We start from the raw sequence: 23,741 nt of genomic DNA on the forward strand, positions 1-23,741 counted from the left end.
TGCTGCGCAATTTAAGCAGGCGCGCTGATGGGAAACAATGACTGATCCAGAGCGCGCGCCTAGCCCGAGGTGAGCATCTGGCTGCGGATCTCCTGCGCGGTGCGGCGCAGCGGCAGCAGAAATTTCTTGCGGGCGCCGGCCTCGCTGACCGTGCCGGAGATCGTATTGACGCTGAGCGCCGCGACCACCGCGCCGGCCGGGTCGCGCAACGGCACGGCGATGCCGCAGATCGCGGGATCGAGCTCGCCGTCGACCCAGGCATAGCCGTCGCTTTCGACCCGCGCGAGCAGTTCGCCGAGACGCTCCGGATCGGTCACGGTGCGCGGCGTGACTTGCTTGAAGCCGCCGCTCGCAAGATAAGCTTCCCGGCTGCCAGGCGGCAGCGCCGCGAGCATGACGCGGCCGAGTGACACCAGATGCGCGGGCAGCCGGCTGCCGACGCCGAGATTGGCCGAAAGGATCCGCCGCGCCGGCAGCCGCAGCGCATAGACGATCTCGTCCTCGTCGAGCACGGCCATCGCGCAGGACTCGCCGATCTCGTTGCGCAAATTCTCCAGCGCGCGCTGCGCATGCGCCCAGTACGGCAATGCATTGAGATAGGACAGGCCGAGCCCGAGCGCACGCGGACGCAGGCTGAAATAGCGTCCGTCAGACGCGCAGTATTTCAGTGCCACCAGGGTCGCGAGGATGCGGCGCGCGGTGGCGCGGTTGAGACCGGCAGTGTCGGCGGCCTCCGCCAACGTGTGCCGGCCCGGCGGCTTGCCGAGGGCTTCGATGATCGAGAAACCGCGCGCGATCGCGCGCACGAAGCCGTCACTCTCTTTGCTCATGGCACCGTTCTGCCGCGTTTGCTCGTCACGTCGCAGCCCGCATCGCGGCCTGCGCATGACGCGGCGCTGCCCGCTTGTCAGGGACACCCGACCGCGCTAGCGTCAATTCACACAGCGAATGAATTGTTCGCCTGGCGAACCGCCGGCGCGATCCATCGCCGGCTCGAGACGCGCTGGCTGAAGCCGGTGAAGCCCGGCGACACCATCCGCCCGGCCGGCACCATCAAGGCCAAGCAGACCACCGCCAAATCGCGCTGGGTGCTGGTCGATGTCGCCGTGCAGAACCAGCGCGGCGAGACCGTCGCCGCCGGCGAAGCGATGCTGGAGTTTCCCAGCGCGAAGGCGGGCTAGCAGCGTATTCAATTAGAACAACGGGCTCCGCTTCGCCTCTCCCCGCGCGCGGCGCGGGGCCGGAACGCGTCGCAGATGCGTTCCGGGTGAGGGGGAGCCCCCGTGAACTCGGCTATCGCCGCATTATGCGGAGACAGCCCCTCACCCCAGCCCTCTCCCCGCAAGAACGGGGCGAGGGAGCGCGCCTCCTTCGCGGCGCCAACCGACTCAACAATCAAAAGAATCACTTGGAGGTTTCGATGCAGGATGCGGCCCATTCGCGGCTTTATGGACGGATCGCCTGGCGCCTGATCCCGTTCCTGCTGGCGTGCTATACGGTTGCGATCATCGATCGCTTCAACATCGGCTTTGCCAAGCTGCAATTCCTGCACGACCTCAACATCGATGACGCGGTGTTCGGGCTTGCCGCCGGCATCTTCTCGGTCGGCTATGTCGCGCTCGAAGTGCCGAGCAATCTGCTGCTGGTCAGAATCGGCGTGCGCAAGACGCTGCTGCGGATCATGGTGCTGTGGGGCGCCGTGACCGTGCTGCTCGCGCTGGTGCAGAACCAGTATCACCTCTATCTGCTGCGCTTCCTGCTCGGCGCCGCCGAGGGCGGCTTCTTCCCCGGCATCCTGTATTACCTGACGCTGTGGTTTCCGGACCGCGTGCGCGGCCGCATGACCAGCCTGTTCGTGATGGCGGTGCCGCTCGGCGGCGTCATCGCGGGACCGTTGTCGGGCCTGATCATGGACCACATGCAGGGCGTCCATGGTCTGCATGGCTGGCAGTGGTTGTTCATCCTCGAGGGTGTTCCCGCCGTGCTGCTGGGCATCGCCGCGTATCTTTATCTCGCCGACGGGCCCCGGGCCGCGAGCTGGCTCAACGCCGACGAGCAGCGGCAGGTCGCAAGCGATCTCGCTCGCGATCGTGCCGCCGCCCCTGGCACCACCCGCAACTTCGCGGCGGCGCTGCGCGAGCCGCGCGTCTATCTCTTGTCCTTCATCTATTTCGCTTTCTTCTGCTCGCTCAACACCATCCTGCTGTGGACGCCGACGCTCCTCAAGCGCGTCGGCGTCGTCACCACCACCGAGATCGGCTGGTTGAGCGGCGCGATCTCGGTGGCGTCGGCGATCGGCATGGTCGCGATCGGCTACAGTTCCGATCGCACGCGGGAACGACGTTGGCACGTGGTCGCTTGCGGCCTGGTCGCGGCGGCGTGCTTCATCGCGCTGCAGGCCGCGCAGGGCAGCATCCTCTTGACCGTGACCCTGCTCGCCATCGCATCGATCGGCATCTTCGCGATCCTCTCCCTGTTCTGGACCATCCCGAACGCGATGCTGGAGGGCAGTGCCGCGGCGGGCGGTATCGCGTTGATCAGCGCGATCGGCTCGTTCGGCGGCGCGGTGTGCCCTGCCCTGATCGGATGGATGAATGTCGCGACCGGGAGCATCTACACACCGCTCGCCCTGGTCGGCGCCGTGCTCGCGATAGGTATGCTGACCCTGATTCTCTGTGTGCCGAGGCCCGGCCCCGAGGTCCCACTCGCCGAACCGAGCCGTCCCTGATCATCCAGCACATGCCCGGCGCCATCGGCCGGACTTGTCTCGACCCGCTGCCTCTGCCTAATAGGCAATAACAAAAGACGCTTCCCGGGAACGAGGACATGCCGCGAAGGCTCGAGGGTGATTTCGACTACATTATCGTCGGCGCAGGCACGGCGGGCTGCATCATGGCCAACCGCCTGTCGGCCGATCCGAAGAAGCGCGTGCTGCTGCTGGAGGCCGGCGGCAAGGACAACTGGATCTGGTTTCACATCCCGGTCGGCTATCTCTTCGCGATCGGCAATCCGCGCTCGGACTGGATGTTCAAGACGGAGGCCGAGCCCGGTCTCAACGGCCGTGCGCTCGCCTATCCGCGCGGCAAGGTAATCGGCGGCTCGTCGGCGATCAACGCCATGATCTCGATGCGCGGCCAGGCCGCGGATTACGATCACTGGCGGCAGCTCGGCCTCACCGGCTGGAGCTACGAGGACGTACTGCCGGCGTTCAAGCGCCTGGAGGATCACTTCCTCGGTGAAAGCGAGCATCACGGTGTCGGCGGCGGCTGGCGCATCGAGGCGCCGCGGCTGTCGTGGCAGATCCTCGATGCGGTCGGCGATGCCGCCGAGGAGATGGGCATCAAGCGCATCCCGGACTTCAACACCGGCGACAATGAAGGCACCAGCTATTTCCACGTCAACCAGAAGCGCGGGCGGCGCTGGTCGTCGGCGCGCGGTTTCCTCAAGCCGGCGCTGAAGCGCAGCAACCTGCGGCTCGAGACCGACGTGCTGGTCGACCGCCTGATCATCGAGAGCGGCCGCGCCGCCGGCGTGCTGTTTCGCCAAGGTAATGAGGCCGTGGAGGCGCGCGCCAAGGGCGAGGTGATCCTCTGCGCGGGCGCGATCGGATCGGTCCAGGTGCTGCACCGTTCCGGCATCGGCCCGGCCGAATGGCTGTCGCCGCTCGGCGTCGACATCGTGGCTGACGTGCAGGGCATCGGCCACAATCTGCAGGACCATTTGCAGCAGCGCGCGATCTACAAGGTATCGGGCGTGCGCACGCTGAACGAGACCTATTACAACCTCGTGCGCCGCGGCCTGATGGGCCTCGACTACGCGTTCCGCCGCCGCGGACCGCTGACCATGGCGCCGTCGCAGCTCGGTATCTTCACGCGCTCGGATGCGACGCGCTCGCGCGCCAACATCCAGTTCCACGTGCAGCCGCTGTCGCTCGACAAGTTCGGCGACCCCCTGCATCGCTTCCCCGCGATCACGGTGAGCGCCTGCAATCTGCAGCCGACCTCGCGGGGCACCGTGCGCATCCGCTCGACCGCGCCGGACGACAAGCCGTCGATCGCACCGAACTACCTGTCGACCGAGGACGACCGCCAGGTCGCGGCCGACGCGATCCGCACCACGCGCAGGTTGATGAAGCAGAAGGCGCTGGAGCAATATCGTCCCGAGGAGTTCCTGCCGGGTCCTTCCGTCGGCGACGACGACGCCTCGCTCGCCAGGGCCGCCGGCGACATCGGCACCACGATCTTCCATCCCGTCGGCACCGCGAAGATGGGAACGGCCAACGATCCGATGGCCGTCGTCGACGAGCGCCTGCGCTTCTACGGCCTCCACGGCCTGCGCATCGCGGATGCCTCTGTCATGCCGACCATCACCTCCGGCAACACCAACACGCCGACCGCGATGATCGCCGAGAAGGCGGCAACGATGATCCTGCAGGATGCGCGATAGAACGACGATGAACTCGAGCAAGCGCATTCTCGTTGGCGATACCGGCGCGCAGATCGCGCTGGCACGATGGGGCGAGCCGACCTCCGGCAAGCCGCCGGCGCTGCTGCTGCACGGCACCGGCTTTGTCGCCGAAGTATGGACCGAAGTCGCGGAAGCACTGGCCGCTGACTATACCGTCTACGCGCTCGATCGCCGCGGTCATGGCCTCAGCCACAAGCCTCCGGCCGACCGCTATCAGTTCCAGGATTTCGCCGACGATGTCTGCATGGTGGTCGAACGCCTCGATCTCCAGGACATCTACGGCATCGGTCACAGCGCCGGCGCGACCGACCTGATGCTCGCCACGAAGCTGATGCCGGATCGCTTCGCGCGGCTGTTCGTGACGGAACCGACCGCGATGGATCCACGCACGCCGCGCACCGGCGGCCTGAGCGAGATCGCGAACGGATCGGTGCAGGGCGTGCTACGCCGCCGCGCCGAATTCGACAATGCCGACGATTTGTTCCGACGATTGCGCGCCGCGCCGGCGTTCGCGCCGTGGACCGAGCCGTCGCTATGGGCCTATGTTCATCACGGCTTTGCGCGGCTCGACGACGGCCGCATGCGGCTGCGCTGTACGCCCGAGATCGAGTCGGCGCTGCTCGGGCCGATCTTCCAGGCCATGGAGCAGATCTACACCGGCGATGCGCGCGGCAATCCGTTCCCGTGGTTCTCCGAGATCGCCTGCCCGGTCCGCATCGCCACCGCTCAGCAGTCATGGCCGATCTACAAGGAGATGGCCGACCGCGCCGCCGCCCTGATCCCGCACGCCAGCCGCTGGACATTCGACAATGTCGGGCACTGTGTCGCGCAGGAGGCGCCGGAGTTGATGGTCACTGCGGTCAGGACGTTTGCCGAGCGCTCCGCTTAGAGCACCTGCTCATCGGCCAATTGGGGTCCGCCTTGCCTCAAGCGCGCCGATGACAATCATCACCACGTCATCATCGGTAGTCAAAGTGCCTCATCGAGTAAACCGGTGCGCGCACAGGCTGGATCGTCAACCGATAGACGATCAGGTTGGTGCCATCAAATGCCTCAAGCAGGTAGTCGCAAACCGGACAATGATACTCACCCTTGACGCCGGGTTCGGACCATAGCTCCAACCGCCGGAAACCCGCACCACAGCACGCGCACGTTACATCCGCTTTCCGCAAGTTCGTTTTCTCCCTGAAGCAATGCCACTGTGCAGAACACGGCCAAAGCGATGGAGATTGGAGAGAAGCCCGGCGGAATGTCACTGCGAGGCTGATGTCTCCGACTCCGTCCTCATCATCGCCGCTGCAAATCGCGGGGTCCTGCTGCTGCAGAACGCCTCGAATCAAAGTTGGTTCAACAATTCCGGCTGCGCAGCGGGCGAAAAAAGTTAGTGAAACTCGGCAATGAAGGGGGCTGTCGCCTGACTGAGGGATAACACGACAAGTCGCGCAGCCTCCCCGTCTCGTAGTCTAGGCAATGCCGCTTCGACAGCAAAGTGCAGATTGTGCCTGAGTAATTTGAAGTAGGCGCCTGTTGCTGGCGCGGGAGCGCCCGCGGAACCGTGCATGCTTGGCGTTCCGTTGATCTACATCAACTCGGCGTCCCGCGAGCGACGCAGTTTGACGGTTCGCAACATCGTCCACTAGGGAGGGACACGCCATGCTTCGTTGTATCCTCGCCGCTCTGGCAGCTCTGCTTCTCGTTGCTGTCTCCCTGGCTCCTGATGACGCCTATGCCCGCCGTGGCGGAGGCGGCGGCTTCCGCGGCGGCGGAGGCGGCGGATTTCATCGCGGCGGCGGCATGCATGCCGGCGCCGGAAGGATGCATGCAGGAAGGATCCATGGCGGAGGATATCGTGCTGCCGGCCGCGCGCGTCCCTCACACCCGATCGCGGGACGTCCGGGCTATCCGGGCCGTCCGATTGCCGGGCGCCCGGGCTATCCTGGCCGACCGATTGCAGGACGCCCTGGCCGTCCCGTCGCCGGCTATCCCGGTTATGGCGGAGGCTACTATCGACCCGGTTGGGGCTATGGCGCTGCGGCGGCCGGCGCCGCGGCCGCAGCCGGAGCGTATTACGGCAGCTATGGCTACTACGGCAACCAGGGCTGCTATTATAATCGATACGGTCAAATGGTCTGTCCGCAACAGCAGTATCAGTACTGATCCGGCCGACCCGTCGTCGACAGATGGTTCATGCCGTCGCGGCGCCAGGTCGGGCTGCTCGGATTCGGCGAGGCCGTCCAGAATAGGTCACGCGCCAATGGAGGCTACGATCGCAATTGTGGCCCGGTCGAGCTTGCGCCAAGGGCTTGATCCAGATCAACGGCTCCACGCGCTGACGGCTTTCAAATTGGATTGATCGGGAGCCTATGCTTGGAGGAGAGCGATGAAGACAATTTCGCGGACATTCACGCTGGCAACGGCCGTCTTCGCCTGTGCCATGCTGCTATCCCTTGACCGCTCGGAACAGAGTGGCGTCTCGATTTCCGTCCAGAGCGCGCAAGCGCGCGTCGGCCGTCCTTTGACGCCCGTGAGCGTCGCGGGCGTCGCGCGTCGCCAGACGCGAAGGGCGGTGTACGGAACCGCTGCCGTGGGCGCTGCGGCGGCAGCCGGCGCGTATGGCTATTATCACTATCCTTCGAACGGTCAGGGTTTCGTCTGCCAGCCCGGCACGTATTTTCGTGGCGAGGATGGCCGCCAACATCTCTGCCAGTAGCCGGAGCGCGAACGCTCTCGACGAGGAACAAGACGCATGAGCGTATAGAGGCTGCGTCCGGAGCGGTCGGAACAGCTCACGATCGAGCAATTCGACGTTGGTCAAACCGGAGCATGCGATCCCGGCGGCACCATGTACAGCGTCATGGCGAAAATCGCATAGATCAGCACGAGCAAGGCGCCAATGAACCATGCCGACCGTCCGCTGTTGGTGATGAAGCAGGACGTGACGGAGGCGATCATGACCATCGTCACGGCACCCGGCCAGAACTGCAGGTCCATCGGCTTCGGGCCGATAACGTAGCTTAGAAGAACTAGCGCCGGCGCGACGAACAGCGCGATTTGCGAAGCGCTCCCGAGCGCGATGCTGACGCTCATGTCGAGCCGGTTCTTCCGCGCCGCAGCGAATGCCACGGCCATTTCCGCTGCGGCGCCGACCAGCGCGACGATGATGAAACCGACGAATGCCGGGCTCAATCCCAGCGTCTCACCGGCTTTCTGCACCGAACTCACGAATATTTCGCTGACCAGGGCAACCAGCACGGTGACCGCGAGAAGTGTACCCAACGCAAGTCCGATCGGCCAGCCGGCGCTGGCAGCCTCGCCATGCTCCTCACTTGCGAACAGCTCCTTGTGCGTCTTGAGCGAGAACAGCAAGCCGAGCCCATAGGCGCAGATCAGCAGCACCGCGAGGCCCGTGCTGAGTGTCAGCGCCATGGCCTCGCCGCGTGCCGGATCAAGATCGGCGACGGCAGAGGGGGCAAGCAGCGCAATCGTTGCCATCAGCAGCAACGCTGCGTACATCCTCCCACCGGCCCGATTATACTCCTGAACATGATGGCGGAGCCCGCCAAGCAGGAACGATGCACCAAGCATGAAGAGCGAGTTGGTGACGATGGCACCGGCGATCGATGCCTTGACCAGCATGTATTCTCCCGCATGGAGCGCCGCGATCGCGATGATCAGTTCGGTCAGATTTCCCAGCGTTGCGTTGAGCAGGCCTCCGATCGCGTCGCCGGTCTTCTCCGCGACGCTCTCCGTCGCGTGGCTGAGAAGAGCAGCCAACGGCACGATGGCGAGGACAGCGAGCACGAACAAGGCTGTGTGGGCGGACGGAGCTGCCGTTTCGACCACAAGCACGATCGGCACGAAGATCAACATCCAAAGCAGCGGATTATGTCGAATTTCCTTGAGCAGAAGATGCATGGTACTGCCCCGCTGAAACGAGTTGGGCAGCAATTTCTGATCACCAAGGGCGGTTCTGTCTTGATCTAGCTCAATCCCTCTTCGCCGTCTCGCCGGCAGCGGCGTGCGCCATGGCGACCTGTCCGAAGTCCCGGCCATTTTTCGAACGGTCAGAAGCATGTCCCTATCTCGGCTCCTTGCCCCTTTGACCTAGATCAACCTGCGCCGGATCGGCCTGTGCGTTTCTTCTCGCAGATCCACGACAGCGCCCAGGAGCCCGCAATGACGAGGAACGCAGCCGCCGCAGCGATCGCACTTTTGATGACAACCTCGTCTCTCACCTTCGCAGCAGAGACATCCCCGACCGTCGGTGTGGCGTCACCCAGCGCCGCCGACCTCAAGAGCCTGACCGACATGCGCGTCGGCATCGTAAAAGCCGCCCTGCAACTCACCCCCGATCAGGAGAAATACTGGCCGGCCATCGAGGATGCGATCCGAACGAGAGCGCAAAACCGACAGGCTCGGCTGACGAAGCTTGCCGAAATGCACGACAACGATCCGATGGACGGCCTTCATGACGGCAATCCGGTCGAGATGATGCAACGCAGAGCGGACCGGCTAATTCAGCGTGGGACCGACCTCAAGAAGCTCTCCGATGCCTGGGAGCCGCTCTACAAGACATTGAGCGATGACCAGAAGAGAAGGATGGCCTTCGTGTCGTTCGCCGTCATGCGGGGCATGCGAAATGCGATCGAGCAGCACGGCGGTCCGGAGGACGAGGACGAATAAGCCCCGGATGGCGCGGTGCGCTTCGGACGACATTCCGCAGCGCACGGTCTGCCTTGCCAAGGCTTCTCGAGCGTCACGACCTGACGTTTGCGCTGCCTCGTTCAGACGACCTTCAAGTTTCGCCATCCGTCCCGCGTCGCTCTTCGCTCGCGAATTCCTGAACCCGCATGGGGGTTGAAGCATGTATCGGCATATTCTCATTCCGACGGATGGGTCGGAACTGGCGAGGCATGGGATCGCACAAGGGTTGGCGCTCGCCAAATCCATCGGAGCCAAGGTCTCCGTGATCTTCGTCGTGGAACCTCTTTCAGAATTGACGGGACATTTCCGCGAAACAGTCGCCAACTTTGCTGCCATGCGCAAAGATCAGGCGACCAACGCGCTGAACGACGCGGCCAGGTCGGCTAAGGAAGCCGGCGTGTCTTGCGAAACAATGCTGGCGGAGAACGAGCAACCCCATCAAGCGATCATCGACGCGGCCGCGGACAAAGGTTGCGACTTGATCGTCATGTCGTCGCATGGACGCAGCGGACTCTCCATGCTCCTGATCGGCAGTGTGACGAACAAGGTGCTGGCGCAGGCGAAAACGCCCGTGCTGGTTTGTCCGTGAATGATCGGACGCTCGAGCAACGCCGGCGTCATCGCACCACCCAAAGAAAACGCCGTCCCCTTGCGGGGGCGGCGGAAGCCACTCACGCAGTACTGGAACTTTTTTTAGTGTTTGCCGTGGTGCTCGGCGTGATGCCGGCTCGCTTCGGTGTGGTGATGCTGGGCATGGCTGGCGTGACCATGGGCGCTGTGCGCGTGATGCGCCGCCTTGTGGTGGTCGCCGGCTTCGTGGTGTTTGGCGGCTTCGCGGTGATGACGCGCCGCGTGCTCGTGATGCTCAGCTGCCTTGTGATGATGCTCAACGCCTGCGTGGTCGCTCATGATGATCTCCCGGTGGCGAATGAAGTCTGCCATTCATATGCCGGAGCGCTGACATTATGCTGACGGCTGCAAGACAGCTTTGTTGCGCCCGTTCATCTACGTTGCGGGGCATGACATTGCGGGGCATGACGATGTTGCGGCGCGTATCATCGCCGCTGCGCCGGCAGGTGGCCGGTCATTCCATCGGCGGAAAGCGATCGTAGGTCGGCAGCTCATGCGCCGCCTCGATCCAGCGCAGCCGCTCCGCGACCTGGATATGCATGGTGGCCGGCACCGCGCCGGGATCATCATAGGTGCCGCTCTGGATGTCGATAAACCCCGGCAACATGTTGCCGTTGGTGTAGAAGAGCCCGGTGCCGCAGTTCGCACAGAAATGACGCCGGCCATGCTCTGAGGACCGGTAGATGCTGGGCTGGCCCTTGGTCACCCTGACCATGCCTTCAGCGACCATCACCCAACCGACCATCGGCGCACCGGCATGGCGCCGGCAATCGGTGCAGTGACAGAGCGCATGGACGACCGGTTCCCCCGTCACCTCGTAACGAACCTCGCCGCAGTGACAGCCGCCGGTGACCTCAGACATATTTTCTCCGACCGATCAGTGGTTTGCCGGGTCGATAGCGTTGCAGGCCCCGGGCCTTCAATGACGCATCTTGCCCTTGCGTCCACCTGTCGCGCCGCCCGCATGGCGGCCCAACGTCACGGCCGGCTTTCCGGCTCTCACGAAATCGTCATCCCGGCCCTGAACCTCCTCCAAAGCCGCGGGAATAAACCCTTGGGCACGCCGATCACCTCCCCGGAAACCCAATCCTTGGGCCCATGGGAGACTTGTCATGAGCGGACACGATCACAATCACCACGATGAAGAGAAAGGCGTCAGCCGACGCAAGGTGCTGGAGTGCATGACCTGGGCCGGCACCGGCGTACTCTGGACGGTTACCGGCGGCGTGCCGCATTCACTCGGCATCGTCGGCTCGGCGGCAGCGGCCGAAGCCACCACCGGCATGACCTTCATGCAAATCAGCGACAGCCATGTCGGCTTCGACAAGCCGGCAAACCCGAACGCGATCGGCACACTTGAGGAGGCGATCAACAAAGTCCGAGCGATGCAGGTCAAGCCGTCGTTCATGATCCACACCGGCGACATCACGCATCTGTCGAAGGCGTCCGAATTCGACGACGCCGATCGCATCATCTCGCAGGCCAAGCTTGACGTGCATTACGTGCCCGGCGAGCATGATTTCATCGACGAGGAGGTCAAGCTCTACAAGGAGCGTTACGGCAAGGGCACCAAGGGTCCGGGCTACTACTCCTTCGACGCCGGCGGCGTGCACTTCGTCGGCCTCGTCAACGTCGTCGACCTCAAGGGCGGCGGCCTCGGCAATCTCGGCAACGAGCAGCTCGAATGGCTCGAGAACGACCTCAAGGGCCGCTCGAAGTCGACGCCGATCGTGCTGTTCGCTCATATCCCGCTGTGGACGGTCTATCCGCAATGGGGCTGGGGCACCGAGGACGGCGCCCGCGCGCTGGAATACGTCAAGGGCTTCGGCTCGGTCACTGTGCTCAACGGCCACATCCACCAGGTGATGCAGAAGGTCGAGGGCAACGTCACTTTCCACACCGCGCGTTCGACGGCCTTCCCGCAGCCGGCGCCGGGTGCCGCGCCCTCGCCCGGCCCGATGAAGGTCGAGGATGCCAAGCTGCGCAGCATGCTCGGCGTAGCAAGCATCAACTTCAAGCAGAACAGCCAGCCGCTGGCGATCATCGACACGCCGCTGCAGGGCTAACGGACAAGGCTAAGGGAAGAGACCATGAGTTCGATCAACCGACGCGACTTCGGTATGGCTGTGGTCGCGACCATGCTGCTGCCGGCCACGGCGGCCCGTGCCGAAGACGTCGCGGTTCACATCGACAACTTCTCGTTCGCGCCGAATGCGCTCGACGTGAAGGTCGGCACCACCGTGACCTGGACCAACCGCGACGACATCCCGCACACCGTGGTGTGTGCGGGCAAATTCCGCTCCAAGACCATGGATACCGACGGCACCTTCTCGTTCACCTTCACGGAGCCCGGCGAGTACAAGTATTTCTGCTCGCTGCATCCGCACATGACAGGCAGTATCAAGGTTGGGTAACGTGACCAGCCATACGATCACTGCGATGCCCGGCCGGTGGCCCACAGCCCCCGGCCGGGCGCAAGCCGTCTCACGACATGCCGGGCAGAACACGATGGTTGTCAATGCGTCGCAAGACGATCCCGAAAAGGCGCGGCGCTTCCGCGAAGCCGCGCTGCCGTACCTTGACGACGCCTATACGCTGGCGCGCTATCTGCTGCGCGATGCCGCCGACGCCGAGGATGCGGTGCAGGAATGCTATCTACGCGCCTACAAACATTTCGACAGCTATCGGGGCCCGGCAATGAAGCCGTGGCTGTTCGCGATCCTGCGCAATGTCTGCCGCGCCGAATATGCCCGGCGCAAGACTGCCCCGACCGTGGTCGAGGAGCTGCCCGAAGGCGGCGATCAAACGCCTATGTGGAATGAGGCGCCGGAGACCCCGGAAAAGCAGCTGCTGCGCCGCTTCGACGGCGACACCGTACGCAAGCTGGTCGCGGCGCTCGCCGAGCCATTCCGCGAGACCTTTGTGCTCCGGGAAATTCAGAATCTTTCTTACCGCGAGATCGCCGATGTCGCCGCCGTGCCCGTCGGCACCGTGATGTCCCGCCTCGCACGCGCCCGCGCCATGCTGCGATCGGCCTGGCTTGCGGAACAGGAGCACGTGAAATGAATTGCGAGGAAGCCGAAGTGCTGGTCCACGCGCTGATCGACGGCGAACTCGACGCCGGCCATGCACGCGAAGTGGAAGCCCATGTCGAGGGGTGCGCGCATTGCGCCGCTCTCATGAAGGAGTATCAGGAGATCCGCCAGGCGATCGCCGAGAGCGACGTGCGCTACAAGGCGCCGCTCGAGCTGCGCCGCAAGATCGAGAAGGCATTGCCGCAACCGCAGCCGCAGGCGGCGCCGACCCGACGCTCGGTGCTGCGCGGCTTCGCGATGGGCTCCGCGGTATCGGCGATGGCCGCGACTGGCCTGGTTGCGATCGTGCTGCGCAACGACGACGAGCAGCGCATCGAGAACGAGGTGGTGTCGGCGCATCTGCGTTCGCTGCAGGCCGGCCACCTCATTGACGTGGTCTCAACCGATCAGCATACGGTCAAGCCCTGGTTCAACGGCAAGCTCGACGTCTCGCCGCCGGTGATCGATCTCACCGCGCAAGGCTTCACCCTGATCGGCGGCCGGCTCGACTACGTCAACGCCCGCGAGATCGGCGCCGTGGTCTACAAGCGCCGCCAACACGTCATCAACCTGTTCGTGGCGCAGACCGCGAACACCGAACGCAAGACCGCGAAGATCTCGACGCTGCAGGGCTTCAACATCCGGCGCTGGAGCGACCGCGGCCTGAATTACTGGGCGGTCAGCGATCTCGGCGCCGACGAACTGACCGAGTTCGGCGACAAGTTCGAGAGCGCGATGCGCGCGAACAAGGAAGGGTGACGACTTGTAGCCCGGATGAAGCGAGGCGAAATCCGGGAACAGTCTCGCAAGGATCGAAAACCCCGGATTTCGCTTTGCTGCATCCGGGCTACGGGTTCCAACTTTACGCCGACTTGCGGACCGCGTTGTCGACCAGCGTCTTGCCGAGCGACCAGATCGCGCCGGGCACCTTGTGGCTGCCGGCGATTACGTCGTCGAACGACTTCTCGATCCAACTGCAGTCTTCCTCGGTGATCATCAGCGGCGGCAGCAGTTTGATGGTGTGGAGGCCGTGGCCGGCGACTTGGGTCAGGATCTTGTGATCCTTGAACAGCGGCACCGTGATGAGCTGGCAGAACAGGCCCTTGTTGGCGGTCTCCAGCAGATTCCACGACGCCTTCAGCCGCAGCGATTTCGGCGGACCGAACTCGACGCCGATCATCAGGCCCTTGCCACGGACTTCCTTCATCAGCTCATAGCCGGGCACCATGCGCGTCAGCGCAAGGCGCAGCTCGGCGCCACGCTTGGCGGCGTTCTCGACGAGCTTCTCGTTCCTGATGACATCGAGCGTGGCGATGCCGGCAGCCATCGCCAGATCGTTCTTGGCGAAGGTCGAGCCATGCACGACCGCGCGGTCCATCTGGTTGAAGATCTTGTCGAAGATGTGCTTGCGCGTCAGCAGGGCGCCGATCGGCACGTGGCCGCCGGAGAGCGCCTTCGCGAGCAGCACCATGTCGGGCTCGATGCCCCAATGCTCGATCGCGAGGAACTTGCCGGTGCGGCCGATGCCGGTCTGGATCTCGTCGGCGATGAACAGCGTGCCGTATTTGCGGCACAGCGCCAGCGCGCCGGGCAGGAACTCGTCGGTGGGCATGTTGACGCCCTTGCCCTGGATCGGCTCGACGATGAACGCGCCGACCTGGCGTGACGACAGCGCCTTCTCCAGCGCTTCGAGATCGTTGTAGGGGATCGGGGTGCAGCCCGGCAGCAGCGGCTCGAATCCGCTGCGGAAATTCGTATCATCGGTCAGCGACAGCGCGCCATAGGACAGGCCGTGGAACGAATGCCCGCAATAGACGATGCCCGGACGGCCGGTGGCGCCGCGCGCGAACTTGATCGCTGCTTCGACGGTTTCGGCACCGGAATTGGCGAAAAACACCTTGTCTAGATATGGAACATACTCCAGAAGCCGTTCCGCGAGCACGCCGGCGAGCGTCGAGACATCGAGCTGGACCAGATTGGGCAGATCGGCGTCGAGCACGCTCTTCAGCGCCTTGCGCAGGGCCGGATGATTGCGGCCAATCGCAAAAACGCCAAATCCGCTCAATAGATCAAGGTAACGAGCCCCCTGACGATCGAAAAGGTATTGGCCTTGCCCCTTCTGGAAGCCGACGTCATAGCCGATGGTCTTGAGGACGCGCACGAGCTGCTCATTGAGGTGACGCGTGTGCATGGCACCGCGCTGCCCCTCGCGCTCCACAAAAATCTCGGAAACGTCTAAATTGGAACTTACCATTCGTTACATACGTCGGTTGATGGCCATCTCGTCAACTTAAAACGCTCGCTAGCGGCGTTTTGACCCCCGCTCGGATCGTCTAGTTAAGCACAGGTTTGGACCATGTTGCACTGCCCAAGAACTTTCGCGCGTACAATAGCCTTTTCAGGTTTATTTTTGGCCACCGTATTATCACCGGCACTTGCAGCGGACCCGACCGGCGACTGGAAGGTCGCGGACGGTGTCGCCACCATCCGCGTCGCCCAGTGTAATGGCAACATGTGGGGTGCGGTGTCCTGGGAAAAAACCCCCGGCGGCAAGGATAAGAACAATCCTGATCCGGCGAAGCAAAGCAGGCCGACCCTCGGCATGCCGATCCTGATCGACATGAAGAAGAAGGCCGGCGCCGACGCGTGGGAAGGCCAAGTCTACAACGCGAAGGATGGCCAGCTCTACAGCTCGACCATCAAGCCGGTCGGCACCGATCAGCTCGAGATCCAGGGCTGCGTGCTCGGCTTCCTGTGCGGCGGCGAGACCTGGACCCGCGTCGGTCCGCCGATCCCTCCGAGCGTCGCCGGCAACCCGCCTGCCGCGGGCAGCCCGGCACCGAAGGGCGCCCTGCCCAAATCGGCAGCGCCGCCGCAGAAGACGACAGGTGCGGTAGCGCCTGCCGCCAAGCCGGGTCAAAAGCCGGCAGCCGGTGCCCCCGGCACCGCCAATGCATCGGCTGACGTCGTCGGCGATATCTGCCTGCTCCCCGACATTGCACGATCGACGCACTGACGGAGGCCAGCGGGCGACGCCGCGCGCGAGCACGCTGGCTACCTCGTCGTGTTGACACCCGGCTGAATTTGCGGCTCGGCGGCACATTGCCGCCAAGCCGGATCAACGGTGGATCGCCTGCACGTCAGGTGACGTCGTTGGCGATATCCTCCTCCTTGAGGGCCTCGCGCGGCTTGCCCATCAGCGCCGGCTGGAACAGCAGCACTGCCGCAAGCGTCGTGACGAGCGAGAGCGCAAGCAGCTTGCCCATGCTCGCGGTGCCGGGATGACTGGACAGCCACAGGCTGCCGAACGCGGTCGCCGTGGTCAGCGCGCTGAAAAAGATCGCACGCGTCAGGCTCGACTGCAGCAGGTTTGTCCTGCCCTGCCGCCATGCCGTGACATAGTAGATCTTGAAGGCGACGCCGACGCCGAGCAGCAGCGGCAGGGCGACGATGTTGGCGAAGTTGAGCGGCAGTCCGATCAGCACGCAAATCTCCAGCGTGACGATGCCGGCGACCAGGAGCGGCACCAGCGTCATCAGCACGTCGACGATGCGGCGCAGCGTCAGCCACAGCAGCAGGCCGATCGTGACCAGCGCCAGGATGCCGGCGTGGATGAACGCATTCACGATGACATCGCCCGACTTCAGGATCGAGACCGGTCCACCGATCGCGGTCGGCTCGGCCGCGAGCACGGCGTCGGCAAAGCGGCGCAGATTGTCGTTGTCGTTCGGATCGCCCTTCGGCTCGACCTCGACACGCATCAGGCCGTCCTTGGTCTTCCAGCTCGCGATCAATTCCGGCGGCAGGTTCTGCAGCGTGACGGTCTGGGCCTGCAGCGTGTTGCGGAGCTGATCGAACACGATCTTCATCGGCGCGACGAAGACGTCCTGCGCCTTGTCGCGGATGGCCTGGCTCGAATCGGCAAGCTTCTGCAGGGCGTCGGCGAGCCGGCGCGCGGCAACCGCACCCGGTCCCTTGCCGTCGCCCGCGGTCCTGCGCAGGCTGTCGACCGAGCTCTTCAGCGACTCGACGTTCTCCTGATCCGACGGCGCCGGATCGACCGAGTCGGGGTTGAGCGCCGGGCCGAGCGTCTTGGCCGCCTGCGCGATCAGCTTCAGCTTGGCCGGCTGATCATCAGGCACGAAGCTGTCGAGCGACATCACGCGCGATACTTCCGGCAGCTTCTCGAGCTTGGCCTCGATCTTCTTGGCGTCGTCTTCCGAGCGCGTCATCACGTTGATGGCGTTGGCGCCGGTGTTCGGATCCTTCCTCAGATCGAGGAAGGTCGCGATCGATTCCGCCTGCTTGTTGCGCAGATTGATCGGGTTGAAGTCGAACTTCATGTAGTGCAGCAGCGGCAGGCCTGCGACCGTGACCAGGATCGTGCCGACGATGATCGGGACGCGATGCTTCTCAAGGAAGTGATCGAGCGGCGCCAGGAAGGCGTAGCCGACCGGCTCCTTCTCTCCGGGCGGATTGAGCAGGTCGAGCAGCGCCGGCAGCACGGTGATGCTGGTGGTGAAGGCCACCAGCATGCCTGCGCCGGCGATCTTGCCGAGCTCGGAGATGCCCTTGTAGTCGGTCGGCAGGAAGCACAGGAAGCCGGCGGCGGTCGCCATCGCCGCGAGCGACAGCGGCACCGCCGAGCGGCGCGCGGCGTTCTCCAGCGCCAGCGTCAGATTGTCGTTCTTGTAACGCTCGGAGCGGTAGCGGACGCTGAACTGGATGCCGAAATCGACGCCAAGTCCGACGAACAGCACCGCGAAGGCGATTGAGAGCAGGTTCAGCGATCCGACCATCATCAGGCCAACCGCGGTAGTGAGGGCAAGACCGATGAACAGGTTGACGAACACGGCGAAGATGATCTTGCCGGAATGCAGCGCCAGCCAGAGGATGATCAGCACGATCACCACGGTGCCGATGCCGTTGGTGATCGCGCCGTCCTGGACGGTGGCGTATTCCTCGTTGGCGATCGGCACCGGTCCGGTCAGGCGAACCCGCGCGTGATACTCGGTCGGGAATTTCAGATCGGCGGCCGCCTGGCGGATTGCGTCGGTCGCGGCCTTGCCCGGCTCAAGTGCCGAATAGTCGATGATCGGCTTGATCTCGATGAAGGCGCGCTTGTCCGAATCGGTCAGCGGCTTGTCGCTGGTCAGCTCACGCCAGGAGAAGGTCGCATTGCCTTTGGCGAGGACGGTCTCGACCGTCTCCGAGATCAGGTTGAAGGGCGGAGCGGCATTGTCGAGCTTGACCTGTCCGCGCTTGACGCCGGCAAGGCCGGTCTCGAGCGCGCCGGTCAGCCCGCGAATCGAAGGGTCGCCGGCCATGATCTCGATCAGCGGCGCGGCCGATTCGAGCTGGGCCGTGACCTTCCCGACCTCTTCGGTCGGCAGGAACAGCAAGCCGTTCTTCTCGAAGAATTCGCCCGAGCCGAGCGCGGTGATCGCCTCGAAGTTCTTCTTGTCGGCCTGCAGCTTTGCGGTGAGCGCCTTCGCGGCCGAGCTGGTCAGCTCGGGCGTCGCCGCCTCGACGACGGCCAGGATCAGCCGCTCGCGATCAAAGGCTTCCTCGAACTGGTTGTCGCGCTTGCGCCAATCCAGATCCGGCGAGATCAGCTTGTTGATGTCGGTGTTGATCGAGAAGTTGCGGGCCGTATAGAAGCCGGCGCCGATCGACAGCAGCACCGAGAGAATGACAACCGGAAGGGCAAAGCGCGTACAGGTCCTAACAACGGAGACGACAATATTTGTCAGCACTTCGTTTCTTTCTAATCTCTGGGAGCATGGCCGAAAACGCCCGCTCTGTAGCGGAGTTCCGGGGACCGATCTAATGTTGTTTTGGTTATCTTCCTCGACGGGATGGCGAGGAGGTTCCAAAATAAAGGAACGGCCACGAGTGGCCGGTATAAACCGCAGGAGTGGGCGATAAAGTGACGAACAAGTGAGGAAGACGGACCGTCGCAGGGCCCAAAATCCATACCATAATACCTTACACCTCTCGCCTCGCGGACCGCTCCCCCCTTCGAAGCGCTACCTTTTTGCCACAAATCCCTGTATTTCCATGCCCTTGAGGGCGCGGATCACGTGCAGGACCTGAGCTGGTGCGGACATTGCAACTGATGTTGCGGCGTCCGACCGAGCGGAGTGCGTTGCCGAAAAAGCCGCAGGCATGGAATGAGATTGGTGCAATTTGCGTAACGGATGTCCTATGGAAGTGTTTCTTGCCCAGCCGCGCGGCTTTTGCGCGGGCGTTGTGCGCGCGATCGAAATCGTCGAACGCGCGCTGCAGAAATATGGCCCGCCGGTCTATGTCCGCCACGAGATCGTTCACAACAAATACGTGGTCGAAAGCCTGAAGAAGAAGGGCGCGATCTTCGTCGAGGACCTGTCGGAAGTGCCGCCCAAGGCGGTCACCGTCTTCAGTGCCCACGGCGTCGCCAGGAGCGTCGAGGAGGAGGCGGAGGCCCGCGACCTGCCCGTGCTCAATGCTACCTGCCCGCTCGTCACCAAGGTCCACAACCAAGGCAAGCGCTACATCTCGAGAGGCCGCGCCCTGATCCTGATCGGGCATGCCGGCCATCCCGAGGTCGAAGGAACCATGGGCCAGGTTCCGGGGCCGGTCCTGCTGGTCCAGAGCGTGCAGGATGTGGCGGAATTGCGGCTGCCGACCGACGCCCCGGTCGCCTATATCACCCAGACCACCCTGTCCGTGGACGACACCAGGGACATTATCGCGGCGCTCCAGGCAAAATTTACAGATATTCAAGGCCCGGACATCAGGGATATCTGCTATGCGACACAGAACCGCCAATCTGCGGTAAGGGACCTAGGTAAGCTGGTGGATGTCATTTTGGTGGTGGGGGCCGCCAATAGTTCCAACTCGAACAGGCTTCGTGAGATCGGCACCGAGGTTGGTGTCGCGAGTTATCTCATTGCCGATGGGAGCGAGCTCAACCCGGATTGGCTGAAGGATGCGAAGGCTGTCGGCATTACGGCGGGTGCATCGGCACCTGAGGTTTTGGTCGACGATGTCATCGAGGCCCTGCGGCGCATCGGACCGGTGTCCGTCTCGGTCGTTCCGGGCCGCGAAGAGAATATTGAATTCCGGCTGCCGGCCGAACTGACTACGGGCTGATCTGAACCCACTTCCCTTTGAATAAGTGCAGAAAGAAAATCGTCTAATGGCTATACCGTTCTTCAAGGAAATGCGTATCGGCGGTTATCTGATCAAGCAGAAGCTGCTTGGCCGCAAACGCTATCCGCTCGTGCTGATGCTGGAACCCCTGTTCCGTTGCAACCTCGCCTGCGTCGGCTGCGGCAAGATCGACTATCCCGATGCGATCCTCAACCGCCGCATGACCGCCCAGGAATGCTGGGACGCAGCCGATGAATGCGGCGCGCCGATGGTGGCGATTCCCGGCGGCGAGCCGCTGATCCACAAGGAAATCGGCGAGATCGTGCGCGGTCTCGTGGCGCGCAAGAAGTTCGTCTCGCTGTGCACCAATGCGCTGCTGCTCGAGAAGAAGCTCGATCTGTTCGAGCCGTCGCCCTATCTGTTCTTCTCGGTGCATCTCGACGGCCTGAAGGACCATCACGACAAGGCGGTGTCGCAGAAGGGCGTGTTCGATCGCGCCGTCTCCGCGATCAAGGCGGCGAAGGCGCGCGGCTTCACGGTCAACGTCAACGCCACGATCTTCGACGGCCATCCGGCCGAGGAGATTGCCAAATTCCTCGACTTCACCACCGAGCTCGGCGTCGGCGTCTCGATGTCGCCCGGTTACGCCTATGAGCGTGCGCCTGACCAGGAGCACTTCCTCAACCGCACCAAGACCAAGAAGCTGTTCCGCGACGTCTTTGCGCTCGGCAAGGGGAAGAAGTGGAACTTCATGCATTCCGGCCTGTTCCTCGACTTCCTGGCCGGCAACCAGGAATACGAGTGCACGCCCTGGGGCATGCCGGCACGCAACATCTTCGGCTGGCAGAAGCCCTGCTATCTGCTCGGTGAAGGCTACGCCAAGACCTTCAAGGAGCTGATGGACACCACCGATTGGGACAGCTACGGCACCGGCAAGTACGAGAAGTGCGCCGACTGTATGGCCCATTGCGGTTACGAGCCGACCGCGGCCACCGCTGCGATCAACAATCCGCTGAAGGCGATGTGGGTCGCACTGCGCGGCATCAAGACCACGGGTCCGATGGCGCCGGAGATCGACATGTCGAAGCAGCGTCCGGCGCAGTACATCTTCGCCGAGCAGGTCCAGAAGAAGCTCTCGGAGATCCGCCGCGATGAGGCGGCCGCCGCCGCTGCCAAGCAGCAAGCGAAGGCTTCTACCGCCGCCTGATGCTCGATGTGAGCGGAGAGCAAGAAGTTGAAGGGCCTCGGTTCAGCGAACTGGGGCCTTTTTTCTTGGATCAGGATGCCGCCTGGTCTTGCCGGGTTCGGAGCAGTAGCTGCTCGATCTCCGCGGCGCGCGGAGCGCTCAGTGTGCCACGCTCGATTCCGAGCGGGACATTGCGCAGCGCCAGTTCGCGATAGAGCGCGCCCGAGGCGGGAAAGCGTTCGTCCAGGGCCCGCAGGTGCTTGACGATCGTTCCAACGTCGCCGCGCGCCACGCAGCCACCCATGCCGTGGGCGAGGCCACCGTCGAGCACGGCCGCGACCGTGCCTCGCAGCAGCGGCATCATGGCGCGCAGCGCGTCAGCCTCGCTGGCACCAAAACTCTTCCAGAGCTCGACGCCTTCCTTGAGCAGCGCGATCAGGAACGGGCCGACATAGTAGGCCGAGGCATGATAGAGCGCCCGCACGCCGGCCGGCAGCGCCAGCGGCTCGCAGCCGATACCGGCAGCCAGCCGCTCGAGGTCGTGCCGGAAGTCGCCTTCAGCCTCGATGCCGACCGTGCATCCGCGCAGGCCCTCCAGCGCGACGTCGGGATTGGCAAACATCTGCATTGGATGAAATCCGCCGGTTGCGGCGCCCGCGGATCGCGCGTGGTCGAGCGCCGCCAGTTCCGTCGCGCCGCTGCAATGGACCACGCGGTGACGCGGCTCCCAGCGCAGACCGCGGCAGACCGGCAGGATCGCGTCGTCGCTTACCGTGAGGAAGACCATGTCGCAGCTGTCCACGACCTGTTGCGCGTCGCTCATCGGCCGCGCCGACGGGATGCGGGATCCGAGGCGCTGCGCGGCATCGGGACCGCGGTTGTAGAAGGCCGCGACGTTCAGATCCGCGCGGGCGAACGCCGGCGCCAGCGTCTGCGCCACGCGGCCTGCGCCGATGAAGCCGATCCGCAGCGGGTCCTGCGACGTGCTCATTGTGCGTAGCCCGCGTCGATGCGGTCGAGCCCGCGCCGCAGCGCCGGCCATTCCAGCAGCCCGTAGCCGGCCTGCAGATTCTGCGTCACCTCATTCAGCACCGGATTGGTGTCGCGCTCATTGTCCAGCGTGATCTCGGTGCTGGCAAAGCAGGTCACCGTGTTGCCGATCGCCAGCTCGCTCGGCGCGTGCAGCGGCCGACCGGAGCCGAGCGCATCGACCTGGATCCGGCAGGCCTGCTCCAGCCAGTAGATCGCGTTGAACGCCTGTGGAATCGTGCTGCCGTAGACCAGCAGGCCATGATCACGCAGGATCGCACGTTGTTGCGGCCGAGGTCGGCGACGACACGATCGCATGCGTCGCGATCGATCGCCGGCCCTTCGAAATCGTGATAGCCGATCCGTCCGTGAAACCGCATCGCCGTCTGCGACAGCGGCAGCAGCGCTTCGGCAAGGGAGCTGACCGCGGGCCCCGCCCTGGTGTGAGTATGCAGCACGCACTTCACATCGGACCGCGCACGGTGGATCGGAGCGTGCAGTTAGAAGCCGGCTACGTTGACATTGTAGCCGTGGTCGGGCTGCAGCAAGGTCCGCCCCTCGATGTCTGTCTTGACGAGGCTCGACGCCGTGATCTCCTCGTACAGCATGCCGTACGGACGTACTGGCTTTCACTTCCGCGGCGGCAACCGGCCGGACACGCGCATTCATGCGGAAACTCTCGAGACAGGGGTCAATTCAGGCGGGGGATGGCGAAACAGCATGCGCGCGGAGAGCCCCGCGATCGATTGTGCGATCGCCTTCGCCGCGTCGGAGTCCGGGGCTGCCTCGGGCGCCAGCGGACCAACCAGCGCCTCCATGAAGGCGCCGGCCACGCAGGATGCCGCGACATTCGCATCGATATCGACGAACTCGCCGTCGGCGATGCCGCGCCGGACCAGCGTTGCGATCTGATCGGCCAAGGCCGCCCGGTATTTCAGCCGCGCCGCGTCGATCTCGGGTTCACAGGGTTCGGCGATCAGCGCGTAGGCCAGACGGCGGCCGCGCATCGCCCGGACTGCGAAGGTGTAGATCGCGTCCACCAGACATTGGGACGCGGATCCCTCGGCTTCGACGATCGCGGCGACAACGGCCACCTCGCGCTCGGAAACCAGGGCGAGCACCTGCGCGTACAGGTCCGCCTTCGAGTCGAAGTAGCGATACACGCTGCCGGTGGCCACGCCGGCCCGTGAGGCGATCAGGGCGATCTGGGCGTCCTTCCACCCGCTCTCCGCCACGGCGTCCCTGGCGGCATCCAGAATGCGGGCCTTGGTCTCGACCAGCTGATTGAGGCGAACCGCAGCGATTGCCATCGTGAACCTTAATTCATGAATAAAGGATTAGAGTTCATGCTCAATTGAATTGCTCGATATGTCAAGCATCTAGGGGGCGGCCGGAGGTCGCAGGACAGGGCGCACCGCTACCGGACGCTGCGGCCGGGCGCGCGGAACAATGATCGTTTGGAGACTTGTAGCGCGACGCGCTGGCAGGAACGGGCTTCGAGCGTCACCCGCCCGCAA

23 protein-coding genes and 1 pseudogene are annotated in these 23,741 nt (G+C 64.0%); 16 read left to right on the forward strand and 8 right to left on the reverse strand.

The window, feature by feature from the left end; translation table 11 throughout:
• Positions 1-59: 59 nt before the first annotated feature.
• Positions 60-830 carry an IclR family transcriptional regulator domain-containing protein gene (locus ACVISU_RS07230; protein ID WP_050406694.1) on the reverse strand — a complete coding sequence of 257 codons (771 nt, stop codon included), beginning with the start codon at positions 828-830 and terminating at the stop codon, positions 60-62.
• A 123-nt stretch (positions 831-953) separates the two neighbouring features.
• Here ACVISU_RS07230 and ACVISU_RS07235 point away from each other — a divergent pair, with 123 nt between their 5' ends.
• The 6 genes from ACVISU_RS07235 to ACVISU_RS07260 all read left to right on the forward strand — a co-directional run bounded on the left by ACVISU_RS07235 (position 954) and on the right by ACVISU_RS07260 (position 7,177).
• A complete protein-coding gene (locus tag ACVISU_RS07235; RefSeq protein ID WP_456706464.1) occupies positions 954-1,181 on the forward strand; it encodes a MaoC family dehydratase in 228 nt (75 codons plus the stop codon).
• Positions 1,182-1,420: 239 nt separating this feature from the next.
• Complete coding sequence (locus ACVISU_RS07240; RefSeq protein WP_050406789.1) at positions 1,421-2,728, forward strand: MFS transporter; 1,308 nt, start codon at positions 1,421-1,423, stop codon at positions 2,726-2,728.
• A 98-nt stretch (positions 2,729-2,826) separates the two neighbouring features.
• Positions 2,827-4,446 carry a GMC family oxidoreductase gene (locus tag ACVISU_RS07245; protein ID WP_456706465.1) on the forward strand — a complete coding sequence of 540 codons (1,620 nt, stop codon included), beginning with the start codon at positions 2,827-2,829 and terminating at the stop codon, positions 4,444-4,446.
• A 7-nt stretch (positions 4,447-4,453) separates the two neighbouring features.
• Positions 4,454-5,356 (forward strand): alpha/beta fold hydrolase, encoded by a 903-nt coding sequence (locus ACVISU_RS07250; protein WP_456706466.1) that lies wholly within the window; start codon positions 4,454-4,456, stop codon positions 5,354-5,356.
• A gap of 764 nt (positions 5,357-6,120) precedes the next feature.
• Positions 6,121-6,624 carry a hypothetical protein gene (locus ACVISU_RS07255; RefSeq protein WP_456706467.1) on the forward strand — a complete coding sequence of 168 codons (504 nt, stop codon included), beginning with the start codon at positions 6,121-6,123 and terminating at the stop codon, positions 6,622-6,624.
• A gap of 223 nt (positions 6,625-6,847) precedes the next feature.
• Positions 6,848-7,177 (forward strand): hypothetical protein, encoded by a 330-nt coding sequence (locus ACVISU_RS07260; RefSeq protein WP_063695217.1) that lies wholly within the window; start codon positions 6,848-6,850, stop codon positions 7,175-7,177.
• A gap of 101 nt (positions 7,178-7,278) precedes the next feature.
• Here ACVISU_RS07260 and cax read toward each other — a convergent pair whose 3' ends face one another.
• On the reverse strand, positions 7,279-8,382 hold the full coding sequence (cax, locus tag ACVISU_RS07265) for a calcium/proton exchanger (RefSeq protein ID WP_456710777.1): 1,104 nt from the start codon (positions 8,380-8,382) through the stop codon (positions 7,279-7,281).
• A 393-nt stretch (positions 8,383-8,775) separates the two neighbouring features.
• Here cax and ACVISU_RS07270 point away from each other — a divergent pair, with 393 nt between their 5' ends.
• From ACVISU_RS07270 to ACVISU_RS07280, 3 genes are all read left to right on the forward strand, one after another.
• Complete coding sequence (locus ACVISU_RS07270) at positions 8,776-9,150, forward strand: Spy/CpxP family protein refolding chaperone (RefSeq protein ID WP_456706468.1); 375 nt, start codon at positions 8,776-8,778, stop codon at positions 9,148-9,150.
• A 181-nt stretch (positions 9,151-9,331) separates the two neighbouring features.
• Entirely contained in the window at positions 9,332-9,760 is a 429-nt protein-coding gene (locus ACVISU_RS07275) for a universal stress protein (RefSeq protein ID WP_456706469.1), read from the forward strand.
• Entirely contained in the window at positions 9,757-10,143 is a 387-nt protein-coding gene (locus tag ACVISU_RS07280) for a hypothetical protein (RefSeq protein ID WP_456706470.1), read from the forward strand. The genes ACVISU_RS07275 and ACVISU_RS07280 overlap by 4 nt, the downstream gene beginning before the upstream one ends.
• Positions 10,144-10,255: 112 nt before the next feature.
• On the opposite strand, the gene ACVISU_RS07285 is transcribed toward ACVISU_RS07280, so the two are convergent.
• Positions 10,256-10,663, reverse strand: coding sequence for a GFA family protein (locus tag ACVISU_RS07285; RefSeq protein ID WP_456706471.1), 408 nt, complete (start codon positions 10,661-10,663; stop codon positions 10,256-10,258).
• Positions 10,664-10,913: 250 nt separating this feature from the next.
• On the opposite strand from ACVISU_RS07285, the gene ACVISU_RS07290 reads away from it, so the two are divergent.
• The 4 genes from ACVISU_RS07290 to ACVISU_RS07305 all read left to right on the forward strand — a co-directional run bounded on the left by ACVISU_RS07290 (position 10,914) and on the right by ACVISU_RS07305 (position 13,634).
• Positions 10,914-11,867, forward strand: a complete 954-nt coding sequence (locus ACVISU_RS07290) for a metallophosphoesterase family protein (protein ID WP_194455469.1) — start codon at positions 10,914-10,916, stop codon at positions 11,865-11,867.
• Positions 11,868-11,891: 24 nt separating this feature from the next.
• Complete coding sequence (locus ACVISU_RS07295; protein ID WP_456706472.1) at positions 11,892-12,215, forward strand: cupredoxin domain-containing protein; 324 nt, start codon at positions 11,892-11,894, stop codon at positions 12,213-12,215.
• Between the two features lie 94 nt (positions 12,216-12,309).
• On the forward strand, positions 12,310-12,867 hold the full coding sequence (locus ACVISU_RS07300) for a sigma-70 family RNA polymerase sigma factor (RefSeq protein ID WP_456710778.1): 558 nt from the start codon (positions 12,310-12,312) through the stop codon (positions 12,865-12,867).
• On the forward strand, positions 12,864-13,634 hold the full coding sequence (locus ACVISU_RS07305) for an anti-sigma factor family protein (RefSeq protein ID WP_456706473.1): 771 nt from the start codon (positions 12,864-12,866) through the stop codon (positions 13,632-13,634). The genes ACVISU_RS07300 and ACVISU_RS07305 overlap by 4 nt, the downstream gene beginning before the upstream one ends.
• Before the next feature lie 103 nt (positions 13,635-13,737).
• Here the strand turns inward: ACVISU_RS07305 and hpnO are convergent, their stop codons facing one another.
• Positions 13,738-15,129, reverse strand: coding sequence for an aminobacteriohopanetriol synthase HpnO (gene hpnO / locus ACVISU_RS07310; RefSeq protein ID WP_050406708.1), 1,392 nt, complete (start codon positions 15,127-15,129; stop codon positions 13,738-13,740).
• A 102-nt stretch (positions 15,130-15,231) separates the two neighbouring features.
• Between hpnO and ACVISU_RS07315 the strand changes: the two genes are divergently transcribed.
• Complete coding sequence (locus tag ACVISU_RS07315) at positions 15,232-15,891, forward strand: DUF2147 domain-containing protein (RefSeq protein WP_050406709.1); 660 nt, start codon at positions 15,232-15,234, stop codon at positions 15,889-15,891.
• A gap of 124 nt (positions 15,892-16,015) precedes the next feature.
• Here the strand turns inward: ACVISU_RS07315 and hpnN are convergent, their stop codons facing one another.
• Positions 16,016-18,631: a hopanoid transporter HpnN gene (gene hpnN / locus ACVISU_RS07320; RefSeq protein ID WP_050406710.1), complete on the reverse strand. Its 2,616-nt coding sequence runs from the start codon at positions 18,629-18,631 to the stop codon at positions 16,016-16,018.
• Positions 18,632-19,082: 451 nt separating this feature from the next.
• On the opposite strand from hpnN, the gene ispH reads away from it, so the two are divergent.
• Positions 19,083-20,009: a 4-hydroxy-3-methylbut-2-enyl diphosphate reductase gene (gene ispH, locus ACVISU_RS07325; protein WP_050406711.1), complete on the forward strand. Its 927-nt coding sequence runs from the start codon at positions 19,083-19,085 to the stop codon at positions 20,007-20,009.
• Between the two features lie 46 nt (positions 20,010-20,055).
• Entirely contained in the window at positions 20,056-21,216 is a 1,161-nt protein-coding gene (hpnH, locus tag ACVISU_RS07330; RefSeq protein WP_050406712.1) for an adenosyl-hopene transferase HpnH, read from the forward strand.
• Between the two features lie 70 nt (positions 21,217-21,286).
• On the opposite strand, the gene ACVISU_RS07335 is transcribed toward hpnH, so the two are convergent.
• The 3 genes and pseudogenes from ACVISU_RS07335 to ACVISU_RS07345 form a co-directional block, all read right to left on the reverse strand.
• Positions 21,287-22,186 (reverse strand): Rossmann-like and DUF2520 domain-containing protein, encoded by a 900-nt coding sequence (locus ACVISU_RS07335; protein WP_456706474.1) that lies wholly within the window; start codon positions 22,184-22,186, stop codon positions 21,287-21,289.
• Positions 22,183-22,691, reverse strand: a pseudogene (locus ACVISU_RS07340) (class II aldolase/adducin family protein). The gene ACVISU_RS07335 and the pseudogene ACVISU_RS07340 overlap by 4 nt, the downstream one beginning before the upstream one ends.
• Before the next feature lie 198 nt (positions 22,692-22,889).
• Positions 22,890-23,534, reverse strand: coding sequence for a TetR/AcrR family transcriptional regulator (locus ACVISU_RS07345; RefSeq protein WP_050406714.1), 645 nt, complete (start codon positions 23,532-23,534; stop codon positions 22,890-22,892).
• Positions 23,535-23,741: the final 207 nt, after the last annotated feature.

It is taken from the genome of Bradyrhizobium sp. USDA 4452 (genome assembly GCF_054063575.1).

Bases quoted from the DNA above. Each gene is read 5' to 3' on its own strand.
- ACVISU_RS07305 (WP_456706473.1), top strand. From the start codon at position 12,864: ATGAATTGCGAGGAAGCCGAAGTGCTGGTCCACGCGCTGATCGACGGC.
- ACVISU_RS07335 (WP_456706474.1), bottom strand. From the start codon at position 22,186: ATGAGCACGTCGCAGGACCCGCTGCGGATCGGCTTCATCGGCGCAGGC.
- ACVISU_RS07260 (WP_063695217.1), top strand. From the start codon at position 6,848: ATGAAGACAATTTCGCGGACATTCACGCTGGCAACGGCCGTCTTCGCC.
- ispH (WP_050406711.1), top strand. From the start codon at position 19,083: ATGGAAGTGTTTCTTGCCCAGCCGCGCGGCTTTTGCGCGGGCGTTGTG.
- ACVISU_RS07285 (WP_456706471.1), bottom strand. From the start codon at position 10,663: ATGTCTGAGGTCACCGGCGGCTGTCACTGCGGCGAGGTTCGTTACGAG.
- hpnO (WP_050406708.1), bottom strand. From the start codon at position 15,129: ATGGTAAGTTCCAATTTAGACGTTTCCGAGATTTTTGTGGAGCGCGAG.
- ACVISU_RS07245 (WP_456706465.1), top strand. From the start codon at position 2,827: ATGCCGCGAAGGCTCGAGGGTGATTTCGACTACATTATCGTCGGCGCA.
- ACVISU_RS07315 (WP_050406709.1), top strand. From the start codon at position 15,232: ATGTTGCACTGCCCAAGAACTTTCGCGCGTACAATAGCCTTTTCAGGT.
- cax (WP_456710777.1), bottom strand. From the start codon at position 8,382: ATGCATCTTCTGCTCAAGGAAATTCGACATAATCCGCTGCTTTGGATG.
- ACVISU_RS07345 (WP_050406714.1), bottom strand. From the start codon at position 23,534: ATGGCAATCGCTGCGGTTCGCCTCAATCAGCTGGTCGAGACCAAGGCC.
- ACVISU_RS07300 (WP_456710778.1), top strand. From the start codon at position 12,310: ATGGTTGTCAATGCGTCGCAAGACGATCCCGAAAAGGCGCGGCGCTTC.
- hpnH (WP_050406712.1), top strand. From the start codon at position 20,056: ATGGCTATACCGTTCTTCAAGGAAATGCGTATCGGCGGTTATCTGATC.
- ACVISU_RS07230 (WP_050406694.1), bottom strand. From the start codon at position 830: ATGAGCAAAGAGAGTGACGGCTTCGTGCGCGCGATCGCGCGCGGTTTC.
- ACVISU_RS07270 (WP_456706468.1), top strand. From the start codon at position 8,776: ATGCGCGTCGGCATCGTAAAAGCCGCCCTGCAACTCACCCCCGATCAG.
- ACVISU_RS07255 (WP_456706467.1), top strand. From the start codon at position 6,121: ATGCTTCGTTGTATCCTCGCCGCTCTGGCAGCTCTGCTTCTCGTTGCT.
- ACVISU_RS07250 (WP_456706466.1), top strand. From the start codon at position 4,454: ATGAACTCGAGCAAGCGCATTCTCGTTGGCGATACCGGCGCGCAGATC.
- ACVISU_RS07295 (WP_456706472.1), top strand. From the start codon at position 11,892: ATGAGTTCGATCAACCGACGCGACTTCGGTATGGCTGTGGTCGCGACC.
- ACVISU_RS07290 (WP_194455469.1), top strand. From the start codon at position 10,914: ATGAGCGGACACGATCACAATCACCACGATGAAGAGAAAGGCGTCAGC.
- ACVISU_RS07275 (WP_456706469.1), top strand. From the start codon at position 9,332: ATGTATCGGCATATTCTCATTCCGACGGATGGGTCGGAACTGGCGAGG.
- ACVISU_RS07240 (WP_050406789.1), top strand. From the start codon at position 1,421: ATGCAGGATGCGGCCCATTCGCGGCTTTATGGACGGATCGCCTGGCGC.